We start from the raw sequence: 20,793 nt of genomic DNA, 5'->3' as shown, positions 1-20,793 counted from the left end.
AACCATGCTGAAGAAACGCATCTACCTGGCTGGTTTCGATGTATTCCGGCCTGATGCAATCGCCTATGGTCAATATCTGCGCACGCTCTGCAGCGAGCATGGTTTCGAAGGCCTGTATCCCCTCGACAACGCCGCCCCGGCAGACCTGCGCAGCACAGAACTGGCACACTGGATCTGCCGCGCCAATCTCGATCTGATTGATCGTGCCGATATGGTAGTAGCCAATGCCAATCCCTTCCGGGGGGCTGAACCGGACTCCGGCACGGTCTTCGAAATGGGCTACGCCCACGCCCTGGGAAAACCGGTATGGTGCTATACGGACATGGCCGACTCGCTGATCGAACAGCTCGATGCCGAATGGCACGAAGACGAGCAACGCCATACCGACCTCCAGGGCTACACCGTGGAAGACTTCGGCCTGAATCTCAATCTGATGCTGGCGTGCTCGACTACCGTGGTCCAGGGTGATATTGCTGTCTGCCTGGCACAGATGGCGACACGCTACGCCTGAACCACTGTCCTGCCCAGGGCCAGGCGTGCCTGCAGAAATTCGATGAACACGCGCGTCTTGGCTGGCAACATGCGCGAAGGGAAAAGTGCCAGGAACGGAATTGGGGGAAACGTCCAGTCCGGCAATACCCGCACCAGATTGCCTCCGGGAGACTGAGCCTGCATGTCTTCCGCGTTGAGCGGCACGATCCCCATGCCCAATTCGGCCAGTTGCCGCAGCATCGATACATTGTTGACGGCCATTTTTCCTGCCACAGCCACCTTTTCGCGCCGCCCCTGATTCTGCAGTGTCCAGAACGTGCCTTCGCGACCACCTGAACTGCGCAGGCAGTCATGACGCACCAGATCGCCCGGCTCCTGGGGCACACCATGCCGTTCGATATAACTGCGCGAAGCATACAGCCCCAGATCAATCACGCCGATCTGCCGTGCAACCACGTTGGAGTCCGGCTGACGACCAAAACGCAGCACGATATCGTAAGGGTCCGACAGCAGGTCAATATGCTGGATGCTGAGGTCGATCTCGCAATGGATACCTGGGTATTTTTCCTGAAACTCGCACAACAGCGCCGGCATGCGCAGCAACGCAAAGCTGGCCGGCATTGAAATCCGCAATTCCCCCTTGGGTTGCTGGGCCACCTCGACCAACGCCTCGTGGGCAATCGCAGCCTCGGCCACGATTTCACGACAGCGCTCGAAGTACACCCCGCCAGCCTCGGTCAGTTCCACTTTGCGGGTGCTGCGCTTGAGCAACTTGACGCCGATGCCACGCTCGAGTCCAGCAATCCGGCGCGACAGCGTTGAGGCCGGCATGTGCAGGGCATCGGCTGCCCGCGTAAAGCTTTTGGTCTTGGCGATCTCGACAAACAGCGCCATATCGTCCAGCGACGGGCGTGTTGCATCCATACCCTGTTTTCCTTGAAGCAGGCACGTGTCGACAATATGGCAGCGCCTTTGGTTCCCTAATAATTATTCCATAAATGGAATTGTATTTGCGCAAAACACCTATTTTTCAACCTAGGGGAAACGCGCACAATTCACCCATCGAATCGAGCTTGAAACCAACAGGGACAAGGGTCCCGACAAGCCCGACTCTAAATTCCTTTATCCTGATTACGGAGTAATGAATATGAACACCCTGCTCAAGACCGCCGCCCTTTCCCTCTCCCTGAGCCTGGCTGCCGGTGCTGCCTATGCCGATACGGTTGAATTTACCGAACTGACCTACCCGGTCATTCAGGACACGAGCAACAAGAGCCGCGCCGATGTCGTTCATGAACTGGATGCGGCCCGCGCTGCCGGTCAACTCAACTTCACCGAGTTGAGCTATCCGGTGACCGCTGCCGGCCAGCAAGACAGCAGCCTGAGCCGCGCTCAGGTCCGCGAAGAGCTGCGCGCCTACCGCACGCAGCACCCCGACGAGCACATTGCTTCGTAATGGCTCAATGGCCTGCGATGCGCAGTGCCTTGTCAACGGACTGCTGCCATGCTGGCGAGCAGTTCTCTCCGCCGTCGTCGCGCACACCGAACACCCGCCAGTGCGCGGCGCGGCACCATTCGGCTGAACCATAGTCAGGACCATGTCCCTGGCCATCGGACACGCCAGCAGCCTCATCCACCCAGGCATACCAGGCTTTGCTGCCTATTTCAGGATGTGCCTTGGCACTCGATGCACTGCCTGCATGCTGGCAACCGGCAAGCAATCCGGCCAACGCCAGCAGGACGATTGTTTTTTTCATGTCTGACTCCTTGTGCCGACGATTTTAGATATACAGGCTAAAGTAACACAATGCTGCCGCCTGTTTGCTACAGCATCAGTATCCAGCCTGCGGCGAGCACCATGCAGGCCAGCGTGACAGGAACGCCCGCACGGGCAAACTCTCCGAACGAAATCTTCACCCCGCAGGTCGCGGCCTGCTCGACCACAATAATTCCGGCCAGGCTGCCGAACACGATCAGGTTGCTGGAAAACCCGGTGCCCAGCACCAGCGCTGCACCCAATGCATCAGCATGACCTGCTGGATTCAATACGGGCACCAGCAGCATGACTGCCGGATTATTGCCAACGATATTGCTCAGCGCGCCCCCTACCAGAAACAGTGAAATCGGGTCATTCAGGTTGATGCCTGCGCTACGCAGGTCAGCCAGCAACATCTGCGGCAGGCCGGTGGTTGCCATAGCCCCGTTGACGACGAACAGCCCCATGATCAGCAGCAGCAGGTTGCCATCCACATGCCCCAGCATGTCACTCGAGGCAATTTTGCGATTGATGAGCAGCACACTGGCCGCCCCCAGCGCGATCAACTCCTTGGGCCAATCGCTCAGCACGAAAGCAGTCACCACCGCCAGCGTCACAATACCGGCCTTGCAGGTTTCCCAGACGTTGAGCACGACCTCATCCCTGGTCGCATCCGACGTATTCTCGTTTGTCGTACATGCATCTGCTGTCGACTCAGTTGCCGCCCCCCCTGCTGTGGCTGGCAGCGTCCAGCATCCCCGGTACATGAGTGCCACGATCCCCCAGATAATGGGCAGAGACAACAGTGCAGGCAGCAGGGTAACTTCCAGGAAACCGTTGAAAGACAAGCCCAGCCCCTGGGCAGCAATCATGTTCTGCGGACTGCCGATCAGGGTACCCGAGGAGCCGGTATTGGCAGCAAAGCAGAAAGCCAGCAGAAAAGGCACAGGATTGAGGCCACGCGCCAGCGTCAAGGCCACCAGCAACGGCGTCATCGCCACAACCACAACATCATTGGTCAGCAGAGATGACAACAGACCGGCCACGCCGATGAGCACCGCCAGCAGCACCGGCGGACTGACCGGAAGCAGTGCCACGCGACGCGCTGTCCAGGCGTAGAACCCGGAGACGACAAAGGCGGCCGACACCACCATCAGGCCGAACAGCATGCCGACGCTGCGATAGTCGATAGCCTCCCAGGCCGCCTTGGGCGTGATGCTGCCGGTCGCCATCAGTGCCAGGGCCCCGACCACCGCAGCGCCGGTTCGGTCTACCTTGAACCCGGGCAGTTTGCCGAACCCCATGGCGACATAGACCAGCAGGAAAATCAGGAGTGTCATATCCATGGCAGAAGGGTCCACTGGCGGACATCATGAGGTGGAAACGGCATCATGATACGCGATGCACAGACGGACTATGCACTCAGTCGGTGAGCCGCAATTCCGTCAGGCTCCCGGCAATGGTCGCAAACACCTCTGGCAGGTCGTTGACGTTGCTTGCATCGAAGAAATAGCCAGGGCCGCTGGCGCAATTGCGCATCAGGTTGATGGCAGCCTGCCCGACATCCTTGCCCAGCGTCACGGTATAGACCCGGATACCGTTGCCGTCGGTTTTGACGTTGGCGCACAGTTCAGCCATATATCGGTTATAGGCGCTGGCGCTCAGCCGACCACGCCGGGCCGCCGTATCGTTGCCATCCTTACCTGTGTCCCAGCCCGTGTGGTAGCCGATATCCGTATCATGGCTGCGGCAGTCCTGTGCATAATTGTCCGGCCTCATGGCACGCGGATCATGCGGTTTCAAGGCATCGACAGGACACTGCGAGAAATTCGGTACCTCATTGCTCCTGACCTGGATATCCTCTTCGACACGCACTGCCTGCGACTCGGGCACCCAGCTCACGCAGACATCACGCCAGCCCATGACGGGCCGCCCCCACCAGTCGGTACCGGTCTGTACATATTTGCGTTCCGTACGGGAACAGGCCTGGTAAGCATAGGTCAACCTGAACCAGGCCTGCCTTTCTGCGTTGATTTCACGCGTCACCACAGGCGCATTATCACCATCGGTCAGCAGCACAATCACTTTATTGAGCCGTCCGGGGTCAGGATCACGAGGCATATCACCACTGCCCCAACCTGCCGCGCCGCGCCAGGCCGGCGACAGCATGCGCCAGGCCCACAGCAGCCCGGCCGGTACACCCGTACCGCCATAGGATCGCATATCGTCAATGGCAACATCCAGCGATTGGCGTGTGTTATCCAGAAAACGTACCGGGGTATCCAGACAGTACTGTGGCTCCATGGCCAGATTGATCTGGAAGACATTCTGTCCCACCTGCTTGACGGCGGAAACACGGCGGTCATAGTTGCTCCGGCCAGGCACGGCCACAAACTCCGGATAGGCAACGCCTGGCCGTTGCAGCTGAGGAGGATAAGCGTCCAGAATTTTGGCATCGCTGGGCAGGCGGGCAAGCTTGCTTTCGTTCAACACATAACTGTATGTTGCGATCAGGGGCTGAAAACGGGCAGCGGGTGTCAGTGCCTGTGCGGGCAGCGGATGCCCTGCCTGCCAATTGCCGGCAGGCTCGGCGATACATCCTGACCAACGCTGCTGGATATAGTTGTCGGAAACCGCAGCGCCATTGAGCCAGCCCCGCGCACTGGGCACACTCCCTACATTGACGACATCGGTAAACGGTACCAGCCCGATGAACACGCCACTCGGTGCGCCCTGCTGCCGGGCCACATCGGCCGCATCCAGCACCGTCTTGACCAGACTCTTGGCGGCCTGCTTGAGCACGGTCATTCGTTTGGGGCTATCGAAGTCCATCGAACCCGTATTGTCCAGCGCCATGACCAGTTCCAGATCGCTGCGCGTACGTCGCACGGCCTGGTTACTGGCCGATAGCGCCCAGGCGGTCTGCTTGAAATAGCCGGTGCTGATCAGGGGCAGTTCGCCGTTGACGCTCATTTTCACGAACTGGCCGGACAGGTAGCTGTTGTTGGCTCCCCCCCGCTCTTCGATGTATTCGATATGAAAGTCTTCCAAGGCCACCTGACTGCTCAGGAAGCCAGCCGGCATATTGCTCAGGAAATAATGATAGGCATCGTTGCGCCATGCCGCCTCGTCCTTGGAACCCTCGACGGGTGCGTTATAGACCGACAGGCTGCGTCCAGCAGAAATGACTGCTGCATCAAGCGCATTCTGCAGGCGGGATTGCGCCACGTTGTAGCGAATCATATCGATGGCACCGAAGGTTCCCCCCAGCATCAGGGTGGCACTCACCAGAAAAGTCAGCGCGACCGCACCGCGCTCGCCGCCACGCAAGTGCCAGCCCGCCCTCAAACGGCGACCGATCCGACGACACCATCCTGCATCCTGACGCTGCAGCCTCGTCTTTATGGAAGCCACCATGTCGCTCTCCTGTGCCAGCACTTGTGCGAGCAGGGTTATTGCAATGTACTCAAATCCGCAAAGCGCGGCCGATAGAACGCCCGGCTTTCCAGAAGCCGCTTGCCGCCCAGTGCCTGCCAGAAGGCACCGCTGATGGCAAACGGTTCGAAATCCAGGAAGGTCTCGACCACCACCACACTGTCGACCTCGCCTGCCACCACTGGTTTTGTCATGGGCTGGGGAAAACCGTCTGGCGGTGTCAGCCTGCTGGCCACTGTGCCCCCATAGCTGTCACCGGCATAGGTCCGGCGCCACTGCGGCGCATTTTTCCAGGCGGCACCCTTGCCTTTATCCTCGGCCACATACAGGCTGATGACCATTCGTCCATGTGCCCGATAATTGAGCGGCGTCATCAGGTCGGTCATGATTGCGCCATAGGCACAGACATCATCGGTATCCGCACAACGTCCCTGATCCTTCAATCCACGCTGCATGGCCACACCATTGGCCACGGTAAAGGCCGCGCGATCCAACACGGAGGCCGCCCTGAAATACTGATACAGCTCAAAAGAGCCGATGATAATGAACACCATCAGGGGAATCACCAGCGCGGCCTCGATGGAAACAGCCCCGCGCTGCCCCAGGATCACAGGCCGCAGCGCAATGCGGCAACGCTGCACGAGCATGGAAATTTTTTTTGACCAGGGTTGCATGTCCACGCTTCCGTCAGGGCTCATTCTGGATCAGCACCACCCGTTCGAACCTGAACAGGCGGATGCCGAACCAGTCCAGCACACCGCTCAGGCCGGCTCGGTCGAATCCCAGGCGATAGATCACCATATCGCCCCGCTCTCCGGCATCGCAAACCGGCTGGTAGTTTTCATCATCAATATCACCAAACCCGTTGTCCGCGCCCGGGGTGTAGCGCTTGACATCGGCACGCAGCTCGGCATCGCCGGCCACCCAGTTGGACAGTGTCTCGCGCATCACACGCTGCACAGCTTCCTGGCAGTCTCCCTGGATGCCCAGCTTGCCCAGGCGCGCCACGCGGTTGGCCGCCGTCTCCAGGCTGGCATCAGCCATCATCATCACGATCATTTCGATGGAAAAGATCAGGACGGCCATCAGCAACGGGGCCACCAGCGCATACTCAAGCGCGGCCAGACCGCGCCGGTCCCCGAGCAGGCGTTTCAGGCAAGTGCGACTGCGGACAGGCATGGCACTCATTGCATGACCGCGCCGCTGGCATCGGGACGGCCTGCCACCAGCCGCCCATGCTCACCCGACGCCCAGCCCGTGCGCGGCATACTGCCTGCCGGCACAGACGCGGGCATACGCCCGGCATCCACGGGCAATACCTGGACTGCAACAACCGGCACGGCAGGTTCCACCGCTGCACGAGGCGTCACGACAGGTGCAGTCTGCTGCGACGGGGCTGCTGCCGGTACGCTACGCTGTTCCAGTTGCTGACGCAGATAACGATAGAAAGCCAGATTGTCCTGCACCACACCGGCGGGCTGATAGCTGGCCAGAATATCTTCGGCGGCATCTTCACGCCCCATCAGGCCATAGGCCAGGGCCAGGTTGTCGCGCTCCTGGGGTAACGGCCCGGACAGCCCGGTTGCCCCCAGCAGGATGTTGATGGCCTCGCGGGGTTGGCCATTGAGGGCCAGTGACAGCCCCAGATTGGTACGCAATGCCGTGTTGTCCGGATGCGCCCGCAACCCCTGGCGATAGATGGCCTGGGCCTGTGCCGCCCTGCCGGCCAGATCCTGCGCCACCCCGAGCCCGGCCAGGGCCAGGGGATGATCGGGCATGCCCATCAGGATGGCCTGAAAACGCTCGGTCGCTTCCTCCAGCCGGCGCTGGCGCAAGGCGATCCGTGCCTGGCCCAACTGGGGTTCCAGCATGTCCGGGCGCAACTCGCCGGCCTTGAGATATGCCTGGCGTGCTGCCTCCAATTCTCCCCCCAGGAAATGCGCATCGCCCAGCCCCATCCAGACAATGGCCTGCCCGGGGTGAGCCTGCACCAGTCGCCGATAGACCGACATGGCCACGCTGAGATCGCCGCTTTGCAACGCGCTTTCTGCAATTCTCAGATCACTGGCCTGCAGCGTGGCCTCGTCGTAGACCGTCTCGGCCGGACGCACGCCGTCATGCGGACGCAGCCCGGTACAACCGGACAGCAGCGCAGCCAGTGCCAGGCACAGGATCACGCCCGTCCTTGGCAGATTCAGGTTCGTCCTCATGCTCATACCGTTCCTCTCTCACTCACTGCGTCGCAAAAAATTGCATCAGGCCCAGCACCGCTGGCCCAGCCGCCACGATCAGTACCGTGGGCAGGATGAACAGCATCATGGGCAGGGTAATCTTGACCGACAGCTTGGCAGCAGCCTCTTCAAGCCGCATCATGCGGGCCGTACGCTCCGTGCGCGCCAGAATGCGCAACGCCTGGGTAATGGCCGTCCCATACTGACGCGACTGCAACAGCGTCGTCACCAGGGTACGCACGGCTTCGAGCTGGGTACGCTGTGCCAGCCCCTTGAGCACGGCCTCCATGTCGCTGCTGATTTTCAGTTCGCTGGCGGTCAGTTTGAGTTCATCGGACAGGGCCGGATAGACGATTTCCAGTTCATCGGCCACCCGCTGCAGGGCACTGTTGAGTCCAAGACCGGCATTGGTGCAGATCACCAGCAGATCCAGTGCATCAGGCAAACTTTGCTGGATGGCCTGCTGCCTTTGTGCCACCAGCCGATCCAGAATCACGCGCGGCAGCAGGCTGCCCAGGTAGACACCCATCAGGCAGGACAGAGCCTTGAAAACCACCTGGTCATCCAGCACTGGCCAGACAAACAGCACCGGCAGCAATGCCAGCATCAGCACCGAAATCAGCGACAGCGCCATGATGGTGACCAGCGCCTGCGGACTGCGAAAACCCGCCGCGACCAGCTTGGTGAGGGTTTCCGATCGTTGCGCCGCACTGAGCATGGGTGCCTGTCGGCCCAGCCAGCGCAACAACCGTGCAATGCGCTCCGACAGTGACTGGCGCACCTGCCCACGCCGTCCCTGCTGCTGCATACCCTGGCGCTGCACTTCCGTTCGTGCGCGCTCGGCCAGCCGAGCCCGCACTCCGGCGCGCCCATACAGATACAGGCCCACACCCGCCAGCGCCAGCAGAATCGGCAGGGCATCCAGCCAGGGCAACAGCGCCGTCATCATCGTGCTATACCTCCAGCTTGGCCAGCTTGCGGATCGACAACACACCGATTGTCAGCATGACCCCGGCCACGCCCAGCAAGCTATGACCGGTATCGGTCTCGAACAGGATACGGATGTAGTCCGGGCTGGAGGCAAACAGCGTGGCCCCAATCACGAATGGCAAGGCCGCCAGGATCATGCCGGACAAGCGCCCTTCGGCCGTCATCGCTTTGGCCTTGAGCCGCAGATCGCGTCGCGCCCGGATCACGCCGGCCAGGTTTTCCAGCGCCTCGACCAGCGAACCGCCGGTATCGCGCTGCAGAGACAGGCAAACCGAGAAGAACGAGAAATCCGGCAGCTCGATACGCAGCACCGCTTCGTCGAGCACTTCCTGCAGATCGTTACCCAACAGCAAGCTGTCACCAACCTTTCGAAACTCAGGCCCCAGGGGCGCACTGAAATGTTCACCGATATTGCGGATCGACTGATTGACCGGCACCCCCGCCTGACTGGCGCGCACAATCATGTCCATGGCATCCGGCAACTGCCCCAGGAAACCATGTTCGAACCGTTCCAGCATCTTGTGATAGGCCAGCCAGCCGGCCAGCAGCGGCACGCCGCCCAATGCCAGCGGCCACGACCACCACGACAACGGCAGAATCCCCAGCATCAGCCCCAGCAAAGCCAGCATGGCCGCCGCGCCCATGGCCAGCAGGACATTGCGGCTCCCCTTGCCCAGCCCCACCGTGTCCAGCCGGTTCAGGTAATAGCCCAGACTGCCCATGGCCTGACGCCGACGCCGACGACGCGCCTCGCTCTGCGCCCGCTCGAGATCGGCCAGGATTTTCTGGCGCGCCAGATTGCGCGACACACCGACCGAGGCACGCAAGCGCGCCCGGATCCGGTGTCCGGCCCGCTGCCGCAACGCATCGCCCAGCACCAGGAAGGCCAGACCCGCCAGCACACTGGCCATGAAAACAAACAGTGTCAGCACATCCGTAGTACTCATGGCCGCATCGCCTCCAGCAGCGCAGTTTCCATCCCGTAGTAGCGGGCCCGGTCGGCAAAGATCGGACGCATGCCACTGCTGTCGTATGATCCCTTGACCTCATCGTCATAACCACTGGTGTCGTAACTGAAGCGAAAAAGCTCCTGGGTCACGATCACATCGCCTTCCATGCCGGCCAGCTCGACGATGCTGGTCACGCGCCGGGTCCCATCGCGCATCCGCTCGGCCTGCACCAGCAGATTCACGGCGCTGGCGATCTGGCGTCGGATGGAATAGAGCGGCAGGTTGCCGTTGGCCATCATCACCATGCTTTCCAGCCGGATCAGGGCGTCGCGCGGATTGTTGGCGTGCAGCGTCGTCATCGAACCGTCATGGCCGGTATTCATCGCCTGCAGCACATCCAGCGCCTCGGCTCCTCGCGTTTCACCCAGGATGATGCGGTCGGGACGCATCCGCAAAGCATTGCGCACCAGATCGTTCTGCGTGATCGCGCCTGTCCCCTCCAGATTGGCCGGCCGGGTTTCCAGCCGTACCACATGGGGTTGCTGCAATTGCAACTCCGCTGCATCCTCGATGGTCACGACCCGTTCATCTTCCGAAATGAACCGCGACAGAGCATTGAGCAACGTGGTCTTGCCCGACCCGGTCCCGCCCGAGACGATGATGTTGAGCCGGCAGGCACCGGCAATTTCGAGCACACGGGCCATGCTCGGCGACATGCTGCCGCGCGCAGCCAGACGCTGCAGGGTCAGATCCTTGCGCGAAAACTTGCGGATCGAGATCGAGGCCCCATCGATGGCCAGTGGCGGCAGGATCACATTGACGCGACTGCCATCGGCCAGCCGGGCATCCACCATCGGGCTGCTTTCATCCACGCGCCGACCAACCGAGGAGGCAATGCGCTGTGCCACATTGATGACATGAGCATTGTCGCGAAACTTGAGAGAGGTCAGTTCCAGCTTGCCGAAACGTTCCACATAGATCTGGTCCGGCCCGTTGACCATGATGTCGGACACGGTATCATCCTGCAGCAGCGGCTCGATCGGGCCGACGCCAAACATGTCGTTCAGTATCTCGCGCCCCATCAGACGCTGCTCGGACTGGGTGACGGGCAGATTTTCGGCCAGTACCGACTCGGCAATGATGGTATCGACCTCGAGCGCCACCTCGTCACGCGTCCGATTCAGGGCGGCCGAGACATCGATCGTGGCAAATACTGCCTGGCGGATACGGGCATAGTATTCGGAACGCACGACATTGGCGTCCGTCTGCCGGGGACGGCTGCGCACAGCCGCCACAGGCTGGGCGGATATCTGGGCAGCAGGCGGCCGCCCTGCCTCGACCTGCCTGGGCGATGCGACAGATACAGACACCGGCATGGGGGCAGCAACAGATGTCACCTCCCCGACGGCCGGCACGGGTACTGTAGCCGGAGAAACAGGCATTGCCACATTCGGCGACTGTGGCTCAGCCGGAGCAATAACAGGTTTGCGTCCAAAACTCATACCGGCCCCCTGTGCAGCACACGCTGCCACCAGACCGTCTTGGCCTGACGCACCGCCTCGCCTGTCACCAGGCTGGACAATGTACGCACGCCTGCGGCAAACGGCCCCTGCCCGGCCAGCGGCTCACCCAGGTTTTCGGCCAATGCCGTGGTTTTCGGGTCATAACCAATCTGCACCTGTACCGGCAGTTCAACCGCTGCCAGGAAATCCTTGGGCAAAACACGCCCCTGCAGGGAAGGCTGGGTTTGATTGAGCACGCTGTAGACGGTTGGCGGATGCGGTCGCGCCTCGATGTGACGCACCATCCTCACCAGCGTCCGCGCCGAATGCACCGACAGGTCTGCCACTACACAGGCCAGGCCGGCGTGCGCAATGGCCTCGTTGGCCAATGCGCTACCGCAGGATGGCACATCGATCACGACATAGTGGAAATACTGGCACAGTGTATCCAGCACATCACCCAGCACACCAGGAGCCGGCACGAACTCATCGGCATAGGCCAGTTCCGAAGCCAGTACATATAGTCGGTTGTCCGTCGTCGCCAGGGTCCGCTCCAGGTACTGGGGATCCAGGCGGCTGACATTGCCGATCACTTCGGCCAGGGCGTTGCCGCCCGCCATGCCCAGCAGACTGGCACCGCAGCCATCATGGGCATTCAGATCCATATAGACAACCCGGCGCCGCGCCCCGCCTGCAGCCAGGTCACGGGCCAGATGGGCCGCAATCGAGGTCGCACCTACGCCGCCACGCGTACCCATGACGGCAATCGCCTTGCCATGTCGCCCTTTGCGCACGGCCCCGCTGTCACTGTCATCAAGGGCACGGCGCAGCAACTCGGCATTGAGCGGCTTGACCAGATAATCCTGCACGCCACGCATCAGCAGATTGCGGTAAAGACCGACATCATTGCGATCCCCCACCACATAGACCTGCACCGATGGTTCGCAGGCGTTGGCCAATCGGTCAAGCTCATCCAGTGGCGCACTCGATCCGGCGATATCAACCAGCAGGCGCTGAGGCGAACGTCCCGCCTTCTGCAACCAGGCGATGGCGGCATCGATATCGCCTCGACCCACGCGGGTATCGGTCAGCGTACCGGTCTTGAGATAACGTCCCAGTTCCTCTTCGCTGTCGGCATCCTTGACGAATGCGGCAAACGTGATATTACGCAGATCATCCCGGTCCTTGTCTACCAACCCTGCCATGTCCGCTCTCCCTCGTGTCTAGTTGCCGGTCTTGGACATGGAATCGGTTTCGCGCAACGGTTCCACCTCGTTCTCGCGATAACGCTGCACCGCCAGCGTGGCAGCATCGGTCTGAGCACCGCCGTATTCGGCCGGCTGCACCAGATCCTGCGGACGTGCCACACTGGCTGCCAGATTGGTATAAGTCGCACAGCCGAATGCAACCTGCGGCCGGTCGTCGTGTGCCAGCCGGCGACGGGCCGGATACAGCAATTCACAGTCAGGAGGACTGGCCTTCCAGCCCTGCGCCCCTTGTTCGACCCGGATCACCCGGTTGTCCGGCATGAAGCCATAGTCCCGTTCAGGAAAAGTGCAGCCGGCCAGCAGCAGGAGCGATGCGCCGAAAAGAATCGGCACGCCACGTCGTGCCATGTTCATTGTCAGATTCATGATGCGATTCGCTCCCATGCCTCAATAGACGAAACCTGCAGAGCCCGTCAGGCGCGGCACTGTCCCGGACAGGGGATCGAAACCGATCCGCTCCTGCAACACATATTCGATATCCGTATTGGCCCGCATGCTGGCCAGCGGCGTGGTCAACTGATCGGGACCGGTCGGCCGCACCAGGTATGGGGTCACAATCACCACCAGCTCGGTCTTGTTGTTCTGGTATTCCGACGAGGAAAAAAGCTTGCCCAGTATCGGCAACGATCCCAGCCCAGGCACCTTGCTGAGCACGTCGCGCACATTGTTCTGCAGCAGGCCGCCGATGGCGAAACTCTGGCCGCTGGCCATCTCGACCGTTGTCTCGACGCGCCGTACCGTCAGACCCGGAATGGACAGACCGTCCATGACAATGCTGCTGTTGGGATCGATTTCACTGATTTCCGGGCGCACCTTGATGCTGATGCGGTCATCGGACAGCACCGTCGGCGTAAAATCCAGCGCCACGCCAAAGGGCTTGAACTCGACTGTCATGGTGTCCTTGTCCTGCTTGACCGGTACAGGAAATTCACCGCCGGCCAGAAAACTGGCCGTCTGGCCCGACACGGCCGTCAGGTTGGGTTCGGCCAACACGCTGACCAGCCCTTCCTTGTCCAGCGCATCAATCATCGCCTGCACCGAATTGCCATTCTTGGAATAACCGCCCAGGAACGAATAGCTGCCATCTGCCGCCATCATGTAGGTCGGCACGCCATCGACGTCCTGCAAAAAGTCGCGACCATTGATCAGCCCCCAGGTAAAGCGTCCCGGCGTGGCCAGTGCCTGCCAGTTCACCCCCAGCTTTTGCGTGACCGACTTGGATACTTCGGTCACCCGCACCTGCAGGTAGACCTGGGTCGGACTGCTGATCGCCACCCGGTTGATCACCTGCTCCTTCTCACCCAGGTAGGGCTGGACCGTACGGGCAATAGCCTCGGCCGTCTCGGCATCCGGCACGCTACCCTTGACCATCATGGAGCCCGGCGCAGACTCCAACGTCAGCCGTAGCGCAGGAAAGCGCTGGCGCAAAATCCCCTGCAGTTCATCTACATTGTGGCGCACGACAATGCGACGCTCCGCCAACCGGCGGCCACCGGCATCCAGCACATACAGCGCCGTGGTACCCGCCTTGCGGCCCAGCACCAGCACCGCCCCCGGGCCGGGCACCTGCACATCGGCGATCTCGGGATCCGCCACGAATACCGTGGCAATATCACCCGCGACCTGCAGCAACTGACTATCGCCAACGGACACGGCCGTTTCGGCACGCGCCTGCACCGGAACCGGCCACGCCAATGCTGCCGCAGCAGTGAGCAGACTGCTCGCCGCCGCATATCCCCTGAAGGTCATCATTGTTCCCATCGCAGTTCAACGGGCAGAAATGCCCAGCTCCTGTTCCTGTATCTGGTTGCCGCGCATAATCACCACTCGGCGTGGTACGGCAGACAGCGCTACAGCACTGGTTTCCTCATCCTGGCTGCCCAGAGCCCTGGAGACATCTCCGCCCCAGACCGGCCCCTCCGGCACGGGTCCGGTCACAGCCTCCCAGGCCACCACGGCCGCATCGCTCCCCGCAGTTCCCTCCGGTACGACCGTGCGATCTTCGATGGCAAAACTGCGCAGCGCCATTGACAGGCTGCCCAGTTGGGCGGCCACGGTGACAGCCTCGGCCGCGCGCGGAGCCACCTCAATGGTCACGGTACGGGCCCGGATCGGCTGGTTGCCGTCGGACTGGCGCTGAAAACTCGACCCCACCGCAATAATGCGGGCGTGCTCGACCACGGTTTCACTGACCACCTGGCGCTGGCCCCGCCGTTCAGCATCACCACGAGTCAGGCTCTGTGTCAGGATCATGTCCACATAATCGCCCGGCTGAATCAGACCGGCATTGCCGGACACATCATCCACCGGCACGGATACCGCCCGCATGCCCGGCTTGAGCGCCGCCGCCAGAAAACCCGGCGTATCGGCACGGATCACATCGCTGACCAGCAGCACGCGATCTGCTGCCACGCGATGACGCAGCAAAGCCCCTCTCAAATCAGCTTCGGTACTGCCCTGCACCAGGGCTCCAGAAGGAATGCGCGAACGCGGATAGGCCTGCCAGGCAAAATCACTGTCGCGCAACAGCAGGCCAGCCGGCAGATCGGCCGCCGCAATCAATACCGACACATCAGGCGCTTCGACGGCGACAGGCTGGCTACTGTTGATGAACCACATCCGTCCCATCACGGCCAGCATGGCTGCCGCCAGCAGAATCAGGGCGAACTTCAGCACCGATGACATAGAAGATTATCTCCACGCATCGCATCCTCCATTGCAGAATCCGGATCCGACGTACCGCAGTCGGCATCCCGTCAAGACCAGAGTGCGCACAGGCCGCCCGCTGCCAGCGCCACCCCGTAGGGGACGCCGCGCCGAGCCGACAATGCATGCAGCACACACTTGCCGGCCAGTGATCTGCCATTTTTCATATACAAGGCTGCGTAGCGATCGCACAGCCAGCCCAGAATACCGATCAATGCGCCTGTCCACGCGACGACGGCAATGACGGGCAACATCTTGAGCGGCCCCGCCCAGAAGAGCACGGCAGCGCCCAGCTTGACATCCCCACCCCCCATGCAACGGACAGCAAACAGCAGAAGCAGTACCAAAAAGCCAACCACCCCCACCATCAGATGCAGTCCCGCCTGTGCCCAACTCAAGCCATGCAGCCAGGCCCAGGGCAGGAAAAATGCGGCATAAGTCAGTACCAGGACATTGGGCAGACGCCGCTGCCGCAGATCAGTACGTGCCAGCAAGAGCAACAGGGACAGCGCGCATCCTGCCAGGACAGCCGCTATCATGTTCCCACTCAAGCCACAGACTTACTTCTTGGGTTGAGTAGCAGTATCAACCTGATCGCCGAGATTTTTGAAACCAGCTTCAATCTTTTCGCCAAACATCCCCACACCTGCCACCACCGCCGCCACGATCACCCCGGCCAGAATGGCGTACTCCAGAGCCGACACACCGCGCTCATCACGCTTCAATGCATTCAAGAGTTTGCGCATTACCTTCTCCTATGAAAATTTCATTCGTGATATAAAGGCAAGCACTGATCAGGACATTCTGCAAAAATTATGCACCCGTCGTAATCAAATGCTTCACAACGGTGCAAAGCATATCAACGCAGAATCTTTATTGACACAGTATTTATTGATTCCGATCAACATTCTCAGAAATTCAGCCCTACAAAAAATAAGTCTTTCATGAAAACACTATTGAAATATACTAAGTAGTAACCCGTACCTATCGTTAAAATAGGAAAAATATATTTCTCAGACTATTGTCTTAGCAAAAAGGCGATCACTGTGCTCAATATATCGGGACATTATTCTGAGGGTGCGTGAGGATGCGCGCTCAGAGTCAACCGCGTTGCCGCTCTACCAGCAAGTCGACAAAAGCCCGCACCTTGGCCGGGCGAAAACGAGCGGACGGGAACACGGCGTGGATCCCGCCATCGGGTAGCCTCCATTCGGGCAACACCTGGATCAGACGCCCCGCAGCCAGATCATCGCGAATCGCAAAATCGGGCAGTACAGACAGCCCCACCCCCTGACGTACCGCCTCTACCACGGCCAGCGTGGCATCCAGAGAAATCACGGCCTGCATCGATACACTGCATTCGGCACCTTGCGGACCGGCGAACGACCAGCGTGCCGGCTCGCGCAACAGCGTGTTGGCAACGAAAGGCAATGCCTCCAGCCCGGCCGGATCACGCACTCGGGCAACGCGTGCCTGCCAGCCCGGAGCCGCCACCAGCAGTTGTCGGAAACTGCCGATCCGGCGCGCCTGCAGGTGTTGCTCCTTCAACCAGCCCACCCGAATCGCCACCTCGATCTGCCCGGACACCAGATCCAGCGACTGATCACTGAGTACCGCATCAACCTTGCACTGAGGGAAACGGCGCACATACTCTGCAATTGCCGGCACCACAGCCGTGATGCCATAGTCGAGCGGCGACGTGAGACGCAGCGTACCGGATGGCTCTGCTGCCACCTCACCCAGCTCATCGAATGCTTCGCCCGCCTCGCGCAGGATCCGGGCACAGCGCTGGTAAAAAGCCTGCCCGGCCTCGGTCGGCTGCACTTTGCGCGTGGTGCGTGTCAGCAGCGCAGCCCTGAACTCGCGCTCCAGTCGAGCCACCTGCTGGCTGACCACGGCCTTGGTGATGCCCAGGCGATCGGCTGCCGCCGTGAACGAGCCGGTTTCGACGACCGCCGCGAAATAGGCCAGTCGCTTGAGATTGGCCAGATCGCCGAGTCCTGCTTTGCCATCAATGTTTGCTTTTGACATACATTGAATTTAATACACCTATATTTTTATCTCAAGCATCCATCCTTAATATGTCCACATCACGAACCCATCAGGAAGCGGAACATGTCCAGAACCATCCACTACATCTACGACCCACTCTGCGGCTGGTGCTACGGCGCATTGCCCGCCTTGCAGGCTTTGCAAGCCCAAACGGGCATCACGCTGCAGATGCATCCCAGCGGGCTGTTTTCCGGGGCGGGAGCACGTCCGATGGACAGCGAATTCGCGACCTACGCATGGCGCAACGATCAGCGCATCGCAAGTCTGACCGGTCAGCGCTTCACGGAGCGCTACCGCAGCCAGATCCTGGAAACGGCCGGCCTGCGTTTTGACAGCGGTCCCGCCACCCTGGCGCTGACCGCTGTGCATCTTGCGCAGCCAGAGCGCGAGCTGGATGCCCTGCAAGCCATTCAGCAGACACGTTACATCGACGGTCTGGACACGACTCGCACAGACGTATTGGTCACCGTGCTGCAGGCGCAGGGCCTCGGTACCGCAGCGACATTGCTTACAGCATCAGATGAAAACTTGCAGGCACACAATCTGGCGCGTGTCGAACAGGCCCGCTCATTGATGCAGCAACTGGGTGCGCGTGGCGTGCCCTCCCTGGCCGTCAACATGGACAACCAGTTGTACACCATCGATACCAGCGAAGCGTATACGAACCCGCAAGCATTTGCCCATCAACTGGCAACGGCCTGACGCCTCATTGCCCCACCCCATCCACACCATCACTTCCAGACCACAGGCATCCGTCATGTCCATTACCCGCAGAGACTTCATTCGCCAGACACTGGCCTTTACCCTTGCAACCGGTATCGTCGGCAGCAGCAGCGCCGCGCTGGCGGCACCCGCCCCTCTTCAGTGGCAACATTTTCCGGCAGGTGAGCGCGGCTTTTTCCGCGCCCCCGTGCTGCTGTCCGGCAACCACGATGCCATCCTGATCGATGGCGGCTTTTCCCTGCCCGATGGCCGTGCAGTTGCCGAAGCCATCAAAGCCTCCGGCAAGAACCTGACCACCATCTACATCAGCCAGAGCGACCCTGACTACTATTTCAGCCTGGGCCCTATCAAGGAAGCCTTTCCCGCCGCCAGGGTCATTGCCGCCAGTGACACCATTGCCGCCATCCGTGGCAATGTCGAAAAGAAACTGGCCGTGTGGGGCCCGCAGCTCAAGGAAAACGGTCCGCAGCAACTGTCGGACATCGTTTTCCCGGAAGCATTCGACGGCCCCACGCTGGAGCTCGAGGGCAACGTGATCGAGATCGTCCCGGCCGAAGGCCTGGGCAACCGTCGCTACCTGTGGGTCCCATCGCTGCAGGCGGTATTCGGTGGCGTGATGATCTTTTCCGGACTGCACGTCTGGACGGCCGACACGGCGACCCCGGAAGCCCGCGCTGCCTGGATTCGCAACCTCGACGCCATCCTGGCCCGTCAGCCATCCGTTGTCGTACCGGGGCACCTGGGGGATCAAGGCACGACTGATGCAGCGGCCGTCAGCTACACACGCGACTATCTGCTCGCATTCGAGGAAGAGCTGGCCAAGGCTGCCGACAGCGCGGCCCTGATTGCCGCCATGAAGCAGCGTTATCCCGATGCCGGCCTGGCCCCCGCGCTGGAGATTGGCGCGAAAGTCGCCAAGGGCGAGATGAAGTGGGGCTGACACCGCGTCAGCAACCATGAAAAAGCGTCGGACTCCAATACGGGGGCCGACGCTTTTTCCACTGCCCTGCCTGCAGGCAGGGCGGCACAATCACTCAACCGAAGCGGCCAGTGATGTAGTCCTCGGTTTCCTTGCGGGCCGGCTTGACGAAGATCTGGTCAGTCTCGCCATACTCCATCAGTTCGCCCAGGTACATATAGGCCGTATAGTCGGAACAGCGCGCCGCCTGCTGCATGTTGTGGGTCACGATGACCACGGTGTATTCATGCTTGAGTTCGGCAATCAGCTCCTCGATCTTGGCGGTCGAGATCGGATCCAGCGCCGAACACGGCTCATCAAGCAGCAACACTTCGGGCTTGATCGCCACGCCACGCGCAATACACAGACGCTGCTGTTGCCCACCGGACAGGCTGTTGCCGCTCTGGTGCAGCTTGTCCTTGACCTCGTTCCAGAGCGCTGCCTTGGACAGTGCCCACTCGACACGCTCGTCCATCTCGCCTCTGCTGAGTTTCTCGAACAGACGCACGCCAAAGGCGATGTTGTCGTAGATACTCATGGGGAATGGCGTAGGCTTCTGGAATACCATGCCGACCTTGGCGCGGATCAGTGAAATATCGGTCTTGGTGGTCAGCAGATTCTCACCGTCGAGCAGGATTTCGCCCTCGGCACGCTGGCCGGGATACAGTTCGAACATGCGGTTGAAAGTACGCAACAGCGTGGACTTGCCGCAACCCGACGGTCCGATGAAGGCCGTGACCTTGTTTTCCATGATGGACATGTTCACATTGCGGATCGCATGGAACTTGCCATAGAAGAAATTGAGATTCTTCACTTCCAGCTTGGGTTTCGACTGGATGATCTCAGCGGTTTTCATGACGGATCCTTATTGTTTGCGGAACATGGAGCGGGCCAGGATATTGATCCCCAGCACCAGCAGCGTAATCAGCGCCGCGCCGGCCCAGGCCAGGCGGTTCCAGTCCGGGAAGGGGCTGGCGGCGTACTGATAGATCACCACGGGCAGGTTGGCCATGGGCGCGTTCATGTCCCACGACATGAACTGGTTGGACAGGGCGGTAAACAGCAGCGGTGCAGTTTCACCGGCAATACGGGCAATGGCCAGCAATACGCCGGTGATGATGCCGGACTTGGCGGCGCGATAGCAGACCAGCACGATCATGCGCCACTTGGGGCAACCCAGCGCGGCAGTCGCCTCGCGCAGGCTGTTTGGTACCAGCAGCAGCATGTTGTCAGTGGTGCGCACCACCACGGGAATCACCAGGATGGACAGCGCCACCGCACCGGCCCAGCCCGAGTAATGTCCAACCTGAGCCACATAGACCGCATAGATGAACAGACCGATCACGATGGACGGTGCCGACAGCAGCACATCGTTCAGGAATCGCGTGGCCGGTGCCAGCCAGCCACGCTGGCCATACTCGGCCAGGTAGGTACCGGCCAGGATACCGATCGGCGTACCGATCAGCGTACCCACGCCAGCCATCATCACGCTGCCCATGATGGCATTCATCAGGCCACCGGCCTGTCCGGGGGGTGGGGTTTCCTGTGTGAACAACGTCAGCGACAGCGCGCCGCCGCCCTTCATCAGCAGGGTCAGAATGATCCAGAACAACCAGAACAGACCGAAGGCCAGAGTGGCCATCGACAGCACCAGCATGATCCGGTTGACGATGTTGCGCCGCTTGTACAGCGTATTCTGGCGGCCAAACTCAGCAATACTCGAAGACATG

The 20,793-nt window shown here is 60.8% G+C and carries 23 protein-coding genes; 4 read left to right on the top strand and 19 right to left on the bottom strand.

Annotation, left to right across the window (positions count from 1 at the left end; genetic code table 11):
• The first annotated feature begins 4 nt into the window (after positions 1-4).
• Positions 5-511: a nucleoside 2-deoxyribosyltransferase gene (locus DD235_RS07480; protein ID WP_109061532.1), complete on the top strand. Its 507-nt coding sequence runs from the start codon at positions 5-7 to the stop codon at positions 509-511.
• Here the strand turns inward: DD235_RS07480 and DD235_RS07475 are convergent.
• Positions 502-1,416, bottom strand: a complete 915-nt coding sequence (locus tag DD235_RS07475) for a LysR family transcriptional regulator (protein ID WP_109061411.1) — start codon at positions 1,414-1,416, stop codon at positions 502-504. The two genes, DD235_RS07480 and DD235_RS07475, sit on opposite strands and share 10 nt — an antisense overlap.
• Positions 1,417-1,639: 223 nt before the next feature.
• On the opposite strand from DD235_RS07475, the gene DD235_RS07470 reads away from it, so the two are divergent.
• Positions 1,640-1,948, top strand: coding sequence for a DUF4148 domain-containing protein (locus DD235_RS07470; RefSeq protein ID WP_162300435.1), 309 nt, complete (start codon positions 1,640-1,642; stop codon positions 1,946-1,948).
• A 4-nt stretch (positions 1,949-1,952) separates the two neighbouring features.
• On the opposite strand, the gene DD235_RS07465 is transcribed toward DD235_RS07470, so the two are convergent.
• The 16 genes from DD235_RS07465 to DD235_RS07390 form a co-directional block, all read right to left on the bottom strand.
• Positions 1,953-2,249, bottom strand: coding sequence for a hypothetical protein (locus tag DD235_RS07465; RefSeq protein ID WP_109061409.1), 297 nt, complete (start codon positions 2,247-2,249; stop codon positions 1,953-1,955).
• A gap of 67 nt (positions 2,250-2,316) precedes the next feature.
• On the bottom strand, positions 2,317-3,594 hold the full coding sequence (locus tag DD235_RS07460; RefSeq protein WP_109061408.1) for an ArsB/NhaD family transporter: 1,278 nt from the start codon (positions 3,592-3,594) through the stop codon (positions 2,317-2,319).
• A 76-nt stretch (positions 3,595-3,670) separates the two neighbouring features.
• Entirely contained in the window at positions 3,671-5,665 is a 1,995-nt protein-coding gene (locus DD235_RS07455) for a TadE/TadG family type IV pilus assembly protein (RefSeq protein ID WP_109061407.1), read from the bottom strand.
• A gap of 35 nt (positions 5,666-5,700) precedes the next feature.
• Entirely contained in the window at positions 5,701-6,357 is a 657-nt protein-coding gene (locus DD235_RS07450; RefSeq protein ID WP_162300434.1) for a TadE/TadG family type IV pilus assembly protein, read from the bottom strand.
• A 13-nt stretch (positions 6,358-6,370) separates the two neighbouring features.
• Positions 6,371-6,862 carry a TadE/TadG family type IV pilus assembly protein gene (locus tag DD235_RS07445; RefSeq protein WP_162300433.1) on the bottom strand — a complete coding sequence of 164 codons (492 nt, stop codon included), beginning with the start codon at positions 6,860-6,862 and terminating at the stop codon, positions 6,371-6,373.
• A 5-nt stretch (positions 6,863-6,867) separates the two neighbouring features.
• Positions 6,868-7,893 (bottom strand): tetratricopeptide repeat protein, encoded by a 1,026-nt coding sequence (locus DD235_RS07440; RefSeq protein WP_162300432.1) that lies wholly within the window; start codon positions 7,891-7,893, stop codon positions 6,868-6,870.
• A gap of 22 nt (positions 7,894-7,915) precedes the next feature.
• Positions 7,916-8,863, bottom strand: coding sequence for a type II secretion system F family protein (locus DD235_RS07435; RefSeq protein ID WP_109061403.1), 948 nt, complete (start codon positions 8,861-8,863; stop codon positions 7,916-7,918).
• A 4-nt stretch (positions 8,864-8,867) separates the two neighbouring features.
• Positions 8,868-9,851, bottom strand: a complete 984-nt coding sequence (locus tag DD235_RS07430) for a type II secretion system F family protein (protein WP_109061402.1) — start codon at positions 9,849-9,851, stop codon at positions 8,868-8,870.
• Positions 9,848-11,356: a TadA family conjugal transfer-associated ATPase gene (locus DD235_RS07425; protein ID WP_109061401.1), complete on the bottom strand. Its 1,509-nt coding sequence runs from the start codon at positions 11,354-11,356 to the stop codon at positions 9,848-9,850. The genes DD235_RS07430 and DD235_RS07425 overlap by 4 nt, the downstream gene beginning before the upstream one ends.
• A complete protein-coding gene (locus tag DD235_RS07420; RefSeq protein WP_109061400.1) occupies positions 11,353-12,561 on the bottom strand; it encodes a CpaE/TadZ family protein in 1,209 nt (402 codons plus the stop codon). Before DD235_RS07420 ends, DD235_RS07425 begins: the two co-directional genes overlap by 4 nt.
• Before the next feature lie 18 nt (positions 12,562-12,579).
• The gene (locus DD235_RS07415; protein ID WP_109061531.1) at positions 12,580-12,990 is read right to left on the bottom strand and encodes a CpaD family pilus assembly lipoprotein; all 411 of its coding nucleotides are present in this window, start codon (positions 12,988-12,990) and stop codon (positions 12,580-12,582) included.
• Positions 12,991-13,011: 21 nt separating this feature from the next.
• Positions 13,012-14,373 (bottom strand): type II and III secretion system protein family protein, encoded by a 1,362-nt coding sequence (locus tag DD235_RS07410; RefSeq protein ID WP_162300431.1) that lies wholly within the window; start codon positions 14,371-14,373, stop codon positions 13,012-13,014.
• Positions 14,374-14,391: 18 nt separating this feature from the next.
• A complete protein-coding gene (gene cpaB, locus DD235_RS07405; RefSeq protein ID WP_109061398.1) occupies positions 14,392-15,309 on the bottom strand; it encodes a Flp pilus assembly protein CpaB in 918 nt (305 codons plus the stop codon).
• 71 nt (positions 15,310-15,380) lie between these two features.
• Positions 15,381-15,869 (bottom strand): A24 family peptidase, encoded by a 489-nt coding sequence (locus tag DD235_RS07400; protein WP_109061397.1) that lies wholly within the window; start codon positions 15,867-15,869, stop codon positions 15,381-15,383.
• Positions 15,870-15,890: 21 nt separating this feature from the next.
• Positions 15,891-16,076 (bottom strand): Flp family type IVb pilin, encoded by a 186-nt coding sequence (locus tag DD235_RS07395; RefSeq protein ID WP_109061396.1) that lies wholly within the window; start codon positions 16,074-16,076, stop codon positions 15,891-15,893.
• 355 nt (positions 16,077-16,431) lie between these two features.
• Positions 16,432-17,361 (bottom strand): LysR family transcriptional regulator, encoded by a 930-nt coding sequence (locus DD235_RS07390; protein ID WP_109061395.1) that lies wholly within the window; start codon positions 17,359-17,361, stop codon positions 16,432-16,434.
• A gap of 84 nt (positions 17,362-17,445) precedes the next feature.
• On the opposite strand from DD235_RS07390, the gene DD235_RS07385 reads away from it, so the two are divergent.
• Both DD235_RS07385 and DD235_RS07380 read left to right on the top strand, forming a co-directional pair.
• Positions 17,446-18,084: a DsbA family protein gene (locus tag DD235_RS07385; RefSeq protein ID WP_109061394.1), complete on the top strand. Its 639-nt coding sequence runs from the start codon at positions 17,446-17,448 to the stop codon at positions 18,082-18,084.
• Positions 18,085-18,139: 55 nt separating this feature from the next.
• Entirely contained in the window at positions 18,140-19,045 is a 906-nt protein-coding gene (locus tag DD235_RS07380) for an MBL fold metallo-hydrolase (RefSeq protein WP_109061393.1), read from the top strand.
• A gap of 94 nt (positions 19,046-19,139) precedes the next feature.
• Here DD235_RS07380 and pstB read toward each other — a convergent pair whose 3' ends face one another.
• Complete coding sequence (gene pstB / locus DD235_RS07375; RefSeq protein ID WP_109061392.1) at positions 19,140-19,919, bottom strand: phosphate ABC transporter ATP-binding protein PstB; 780 nt, start codon at positions 19,917-19,919, stop codon at positions 19,140-19,142.
• 9 nt (positions 19,920-19,928) lie between these two features.
• Positions 19,929-20,792, bottom strand: coding sequence for a phosphate ABC transporter permease PstA (gene pstA, locus DD235_RS07370; protein WP_109061391.1), 864 nt, complete (start codon positions 20,790-20,792; stop codon positions 19,929-19,931).
• Position 20,793 lies beyond the last annotated feature (1 nt).

It is taken from the genome of Corticimicrobacter populi (genome assembly GCF_003123725.1).
Lineage (GTDB): Bacteria > Pseudomonadota > Gammaproteobacteria > Burkholderiales > Burkholderiaceae_B > Corticimicrobacter > Corticimicrobacter populi.
This window is presented reverse-complemented; position numbering and strand designations above follow the sequence as displayed.

Coding starts and splice junctions, on each gene's coding strand:
- DD235_RS07430 (WP_109061402.1), bottom strand. CDS start 9,851: ATGAGTACTACGGATGTGCTGACACTGTTTGTTTTCATGGCCAGTGTG.
- DD235_RS07435 (WP_109061403.1), bottom strand. CDS start 8,863: ATGATGACGGCGCTGTTGCCCTGGCTGGATGCCCTGCCGATTCTGCTG.
- DD235_RS07410 (WP_162300431.1), bottom strand. CDS start 14,373: ATGACCTTCAGGGGATATGCGGCGGCGAGCAGTCTGCTCACTGCTGCG.
- DD235_RS07465 (WP_109061409.1), bottom strand. CDS start 2,249: ATGAAAAAAACAATCGTCCTGCTGGCGTTGGCCGGATTGCTTGCCGGT.
- DD235_RS07380 (WP_109061393.1), top strand. CDS start 18,140: ATGTCCATTACCCGCAGAGACTTCATTCGCCAGACACTGGCCTTTACC.
- pstA (WP_109061391.1), bottom strand. CDS start 20,792: ATGTCTTCGAGTATTGCTGAGTTTGGCCGCCAGAATACGCTGTACAAG.
- DD235_RS07395 (WP_109061396.1), bottom strand. CDS start 16,076: ATGCGCAAACTCTTGAATGCATTGAAGCGTGATGAGCGCGGTGTGTCG.
- pstB (WP_109061392.1), bottom strand. CDS start 19,919: ATGAAAACCGCTGAGATCATCCAGTCGAAACCCAAGCTGGAAGTGAAG.
- DD235_RS07425 (WP_109061401.1), bottom strand. CDS start 11,356: ATGAGTTTTGGACGCAAACCTGTTATTGCTCCGGCTGAGCCACAGTCG.
- DD235_RS07385 (WP_109061394.1), top strand. CDS start 17,446: ATGTCCAGAACCATCCACTACATCTACGACCCACTCTGCGGCTGGTGC.
- DD235_RS07475 (WP_109061411.1), bottom strand. CDS start 1,416: ATGGATGCAACACGCCCGTCGCTGGACGATATGGCGCTGTTTGTCGAG.
- DD235_RS07470 (WP_162300435.1), top strand. CDS start 1,640: ATGAACACCCTGCTCAAGACCGCCGCCCTTTCCCTCTCCCTGAGCCTG.
- cpaB (WP_109061398.1), bottom strand. CDS start 15,309: ATGTCATCGGTGCTGAAGTTCGCCCTGATTCTGCTGGCGGCAGCCATG.
- DD235_RS07460 (WP_109061408.1), bottom strand. CDS start 3,594: ATGGATATGACACTCCTGATTTTCCTGCTGGTCTATGTCGCCATGGGG.
- DD235_RS07420 (WP_109061400.1), bottom strand. CDS start 12,561: ATGGCAGGGTTGGTAGACAAGGACCGGGATGATCTGCGTAATATCACG.
- DD235_RS07450 (WP_162300434.1), bottom strand. CDS start 6,357: ATGCAACCCTGGTCAAAAAAAATTTCCATGCTCGTGCAGCGTTGCCGC.
- DD235_RS07415 (WP_109061531.1), bottom strand. CDS start 12,990: ATGAATCTGACAATGAACATGGCACGACGTGGCGTGCCGATTCTTTTC.
- DD235_RS07400 (WP_109061397.1), bottom strand. CDS start 15,869: ATGATAGCGGCTGTCCTGGCAGGATGCGCGCTGTCCCTGTTGCTCTTG.
- DD235_RS07445 (WP_162300433.1), bottom strand. CDS start 6,862: ATGCCTGTCCGCAGTCGCACTTGCCTGAAACGCCTGCTCGGGGACCGG.
- DD235_RS07480 (WP_109061532.1), top strand. CDS start 5: ATGCTGAAGAAACGCATCTACCTGGCTGGTTTCGATGTATTCCGGCCT.
- DD235_RS07455 (WP_109061407.1), bottom strand. CDS start 5,665: ATGGTGGCTTCCATAAAGACGAGGCTGCAGCGTCAGGATGCAGGATGG.
- DD235_RS07440 (WP_162300432.1), bottom strand. CDS start 7,893: ATGAGGACGAACCTGAATCTGCCAAGGACGGGCGTGATCCTGTGCCTG.
- DD235_RS07390 (WP_109061395.1), bottom strand. CDS start 17,361: ATGTCAAAAGCAAACATTGATGGCAAAGCAGGACTCGGCGATCTGGCC.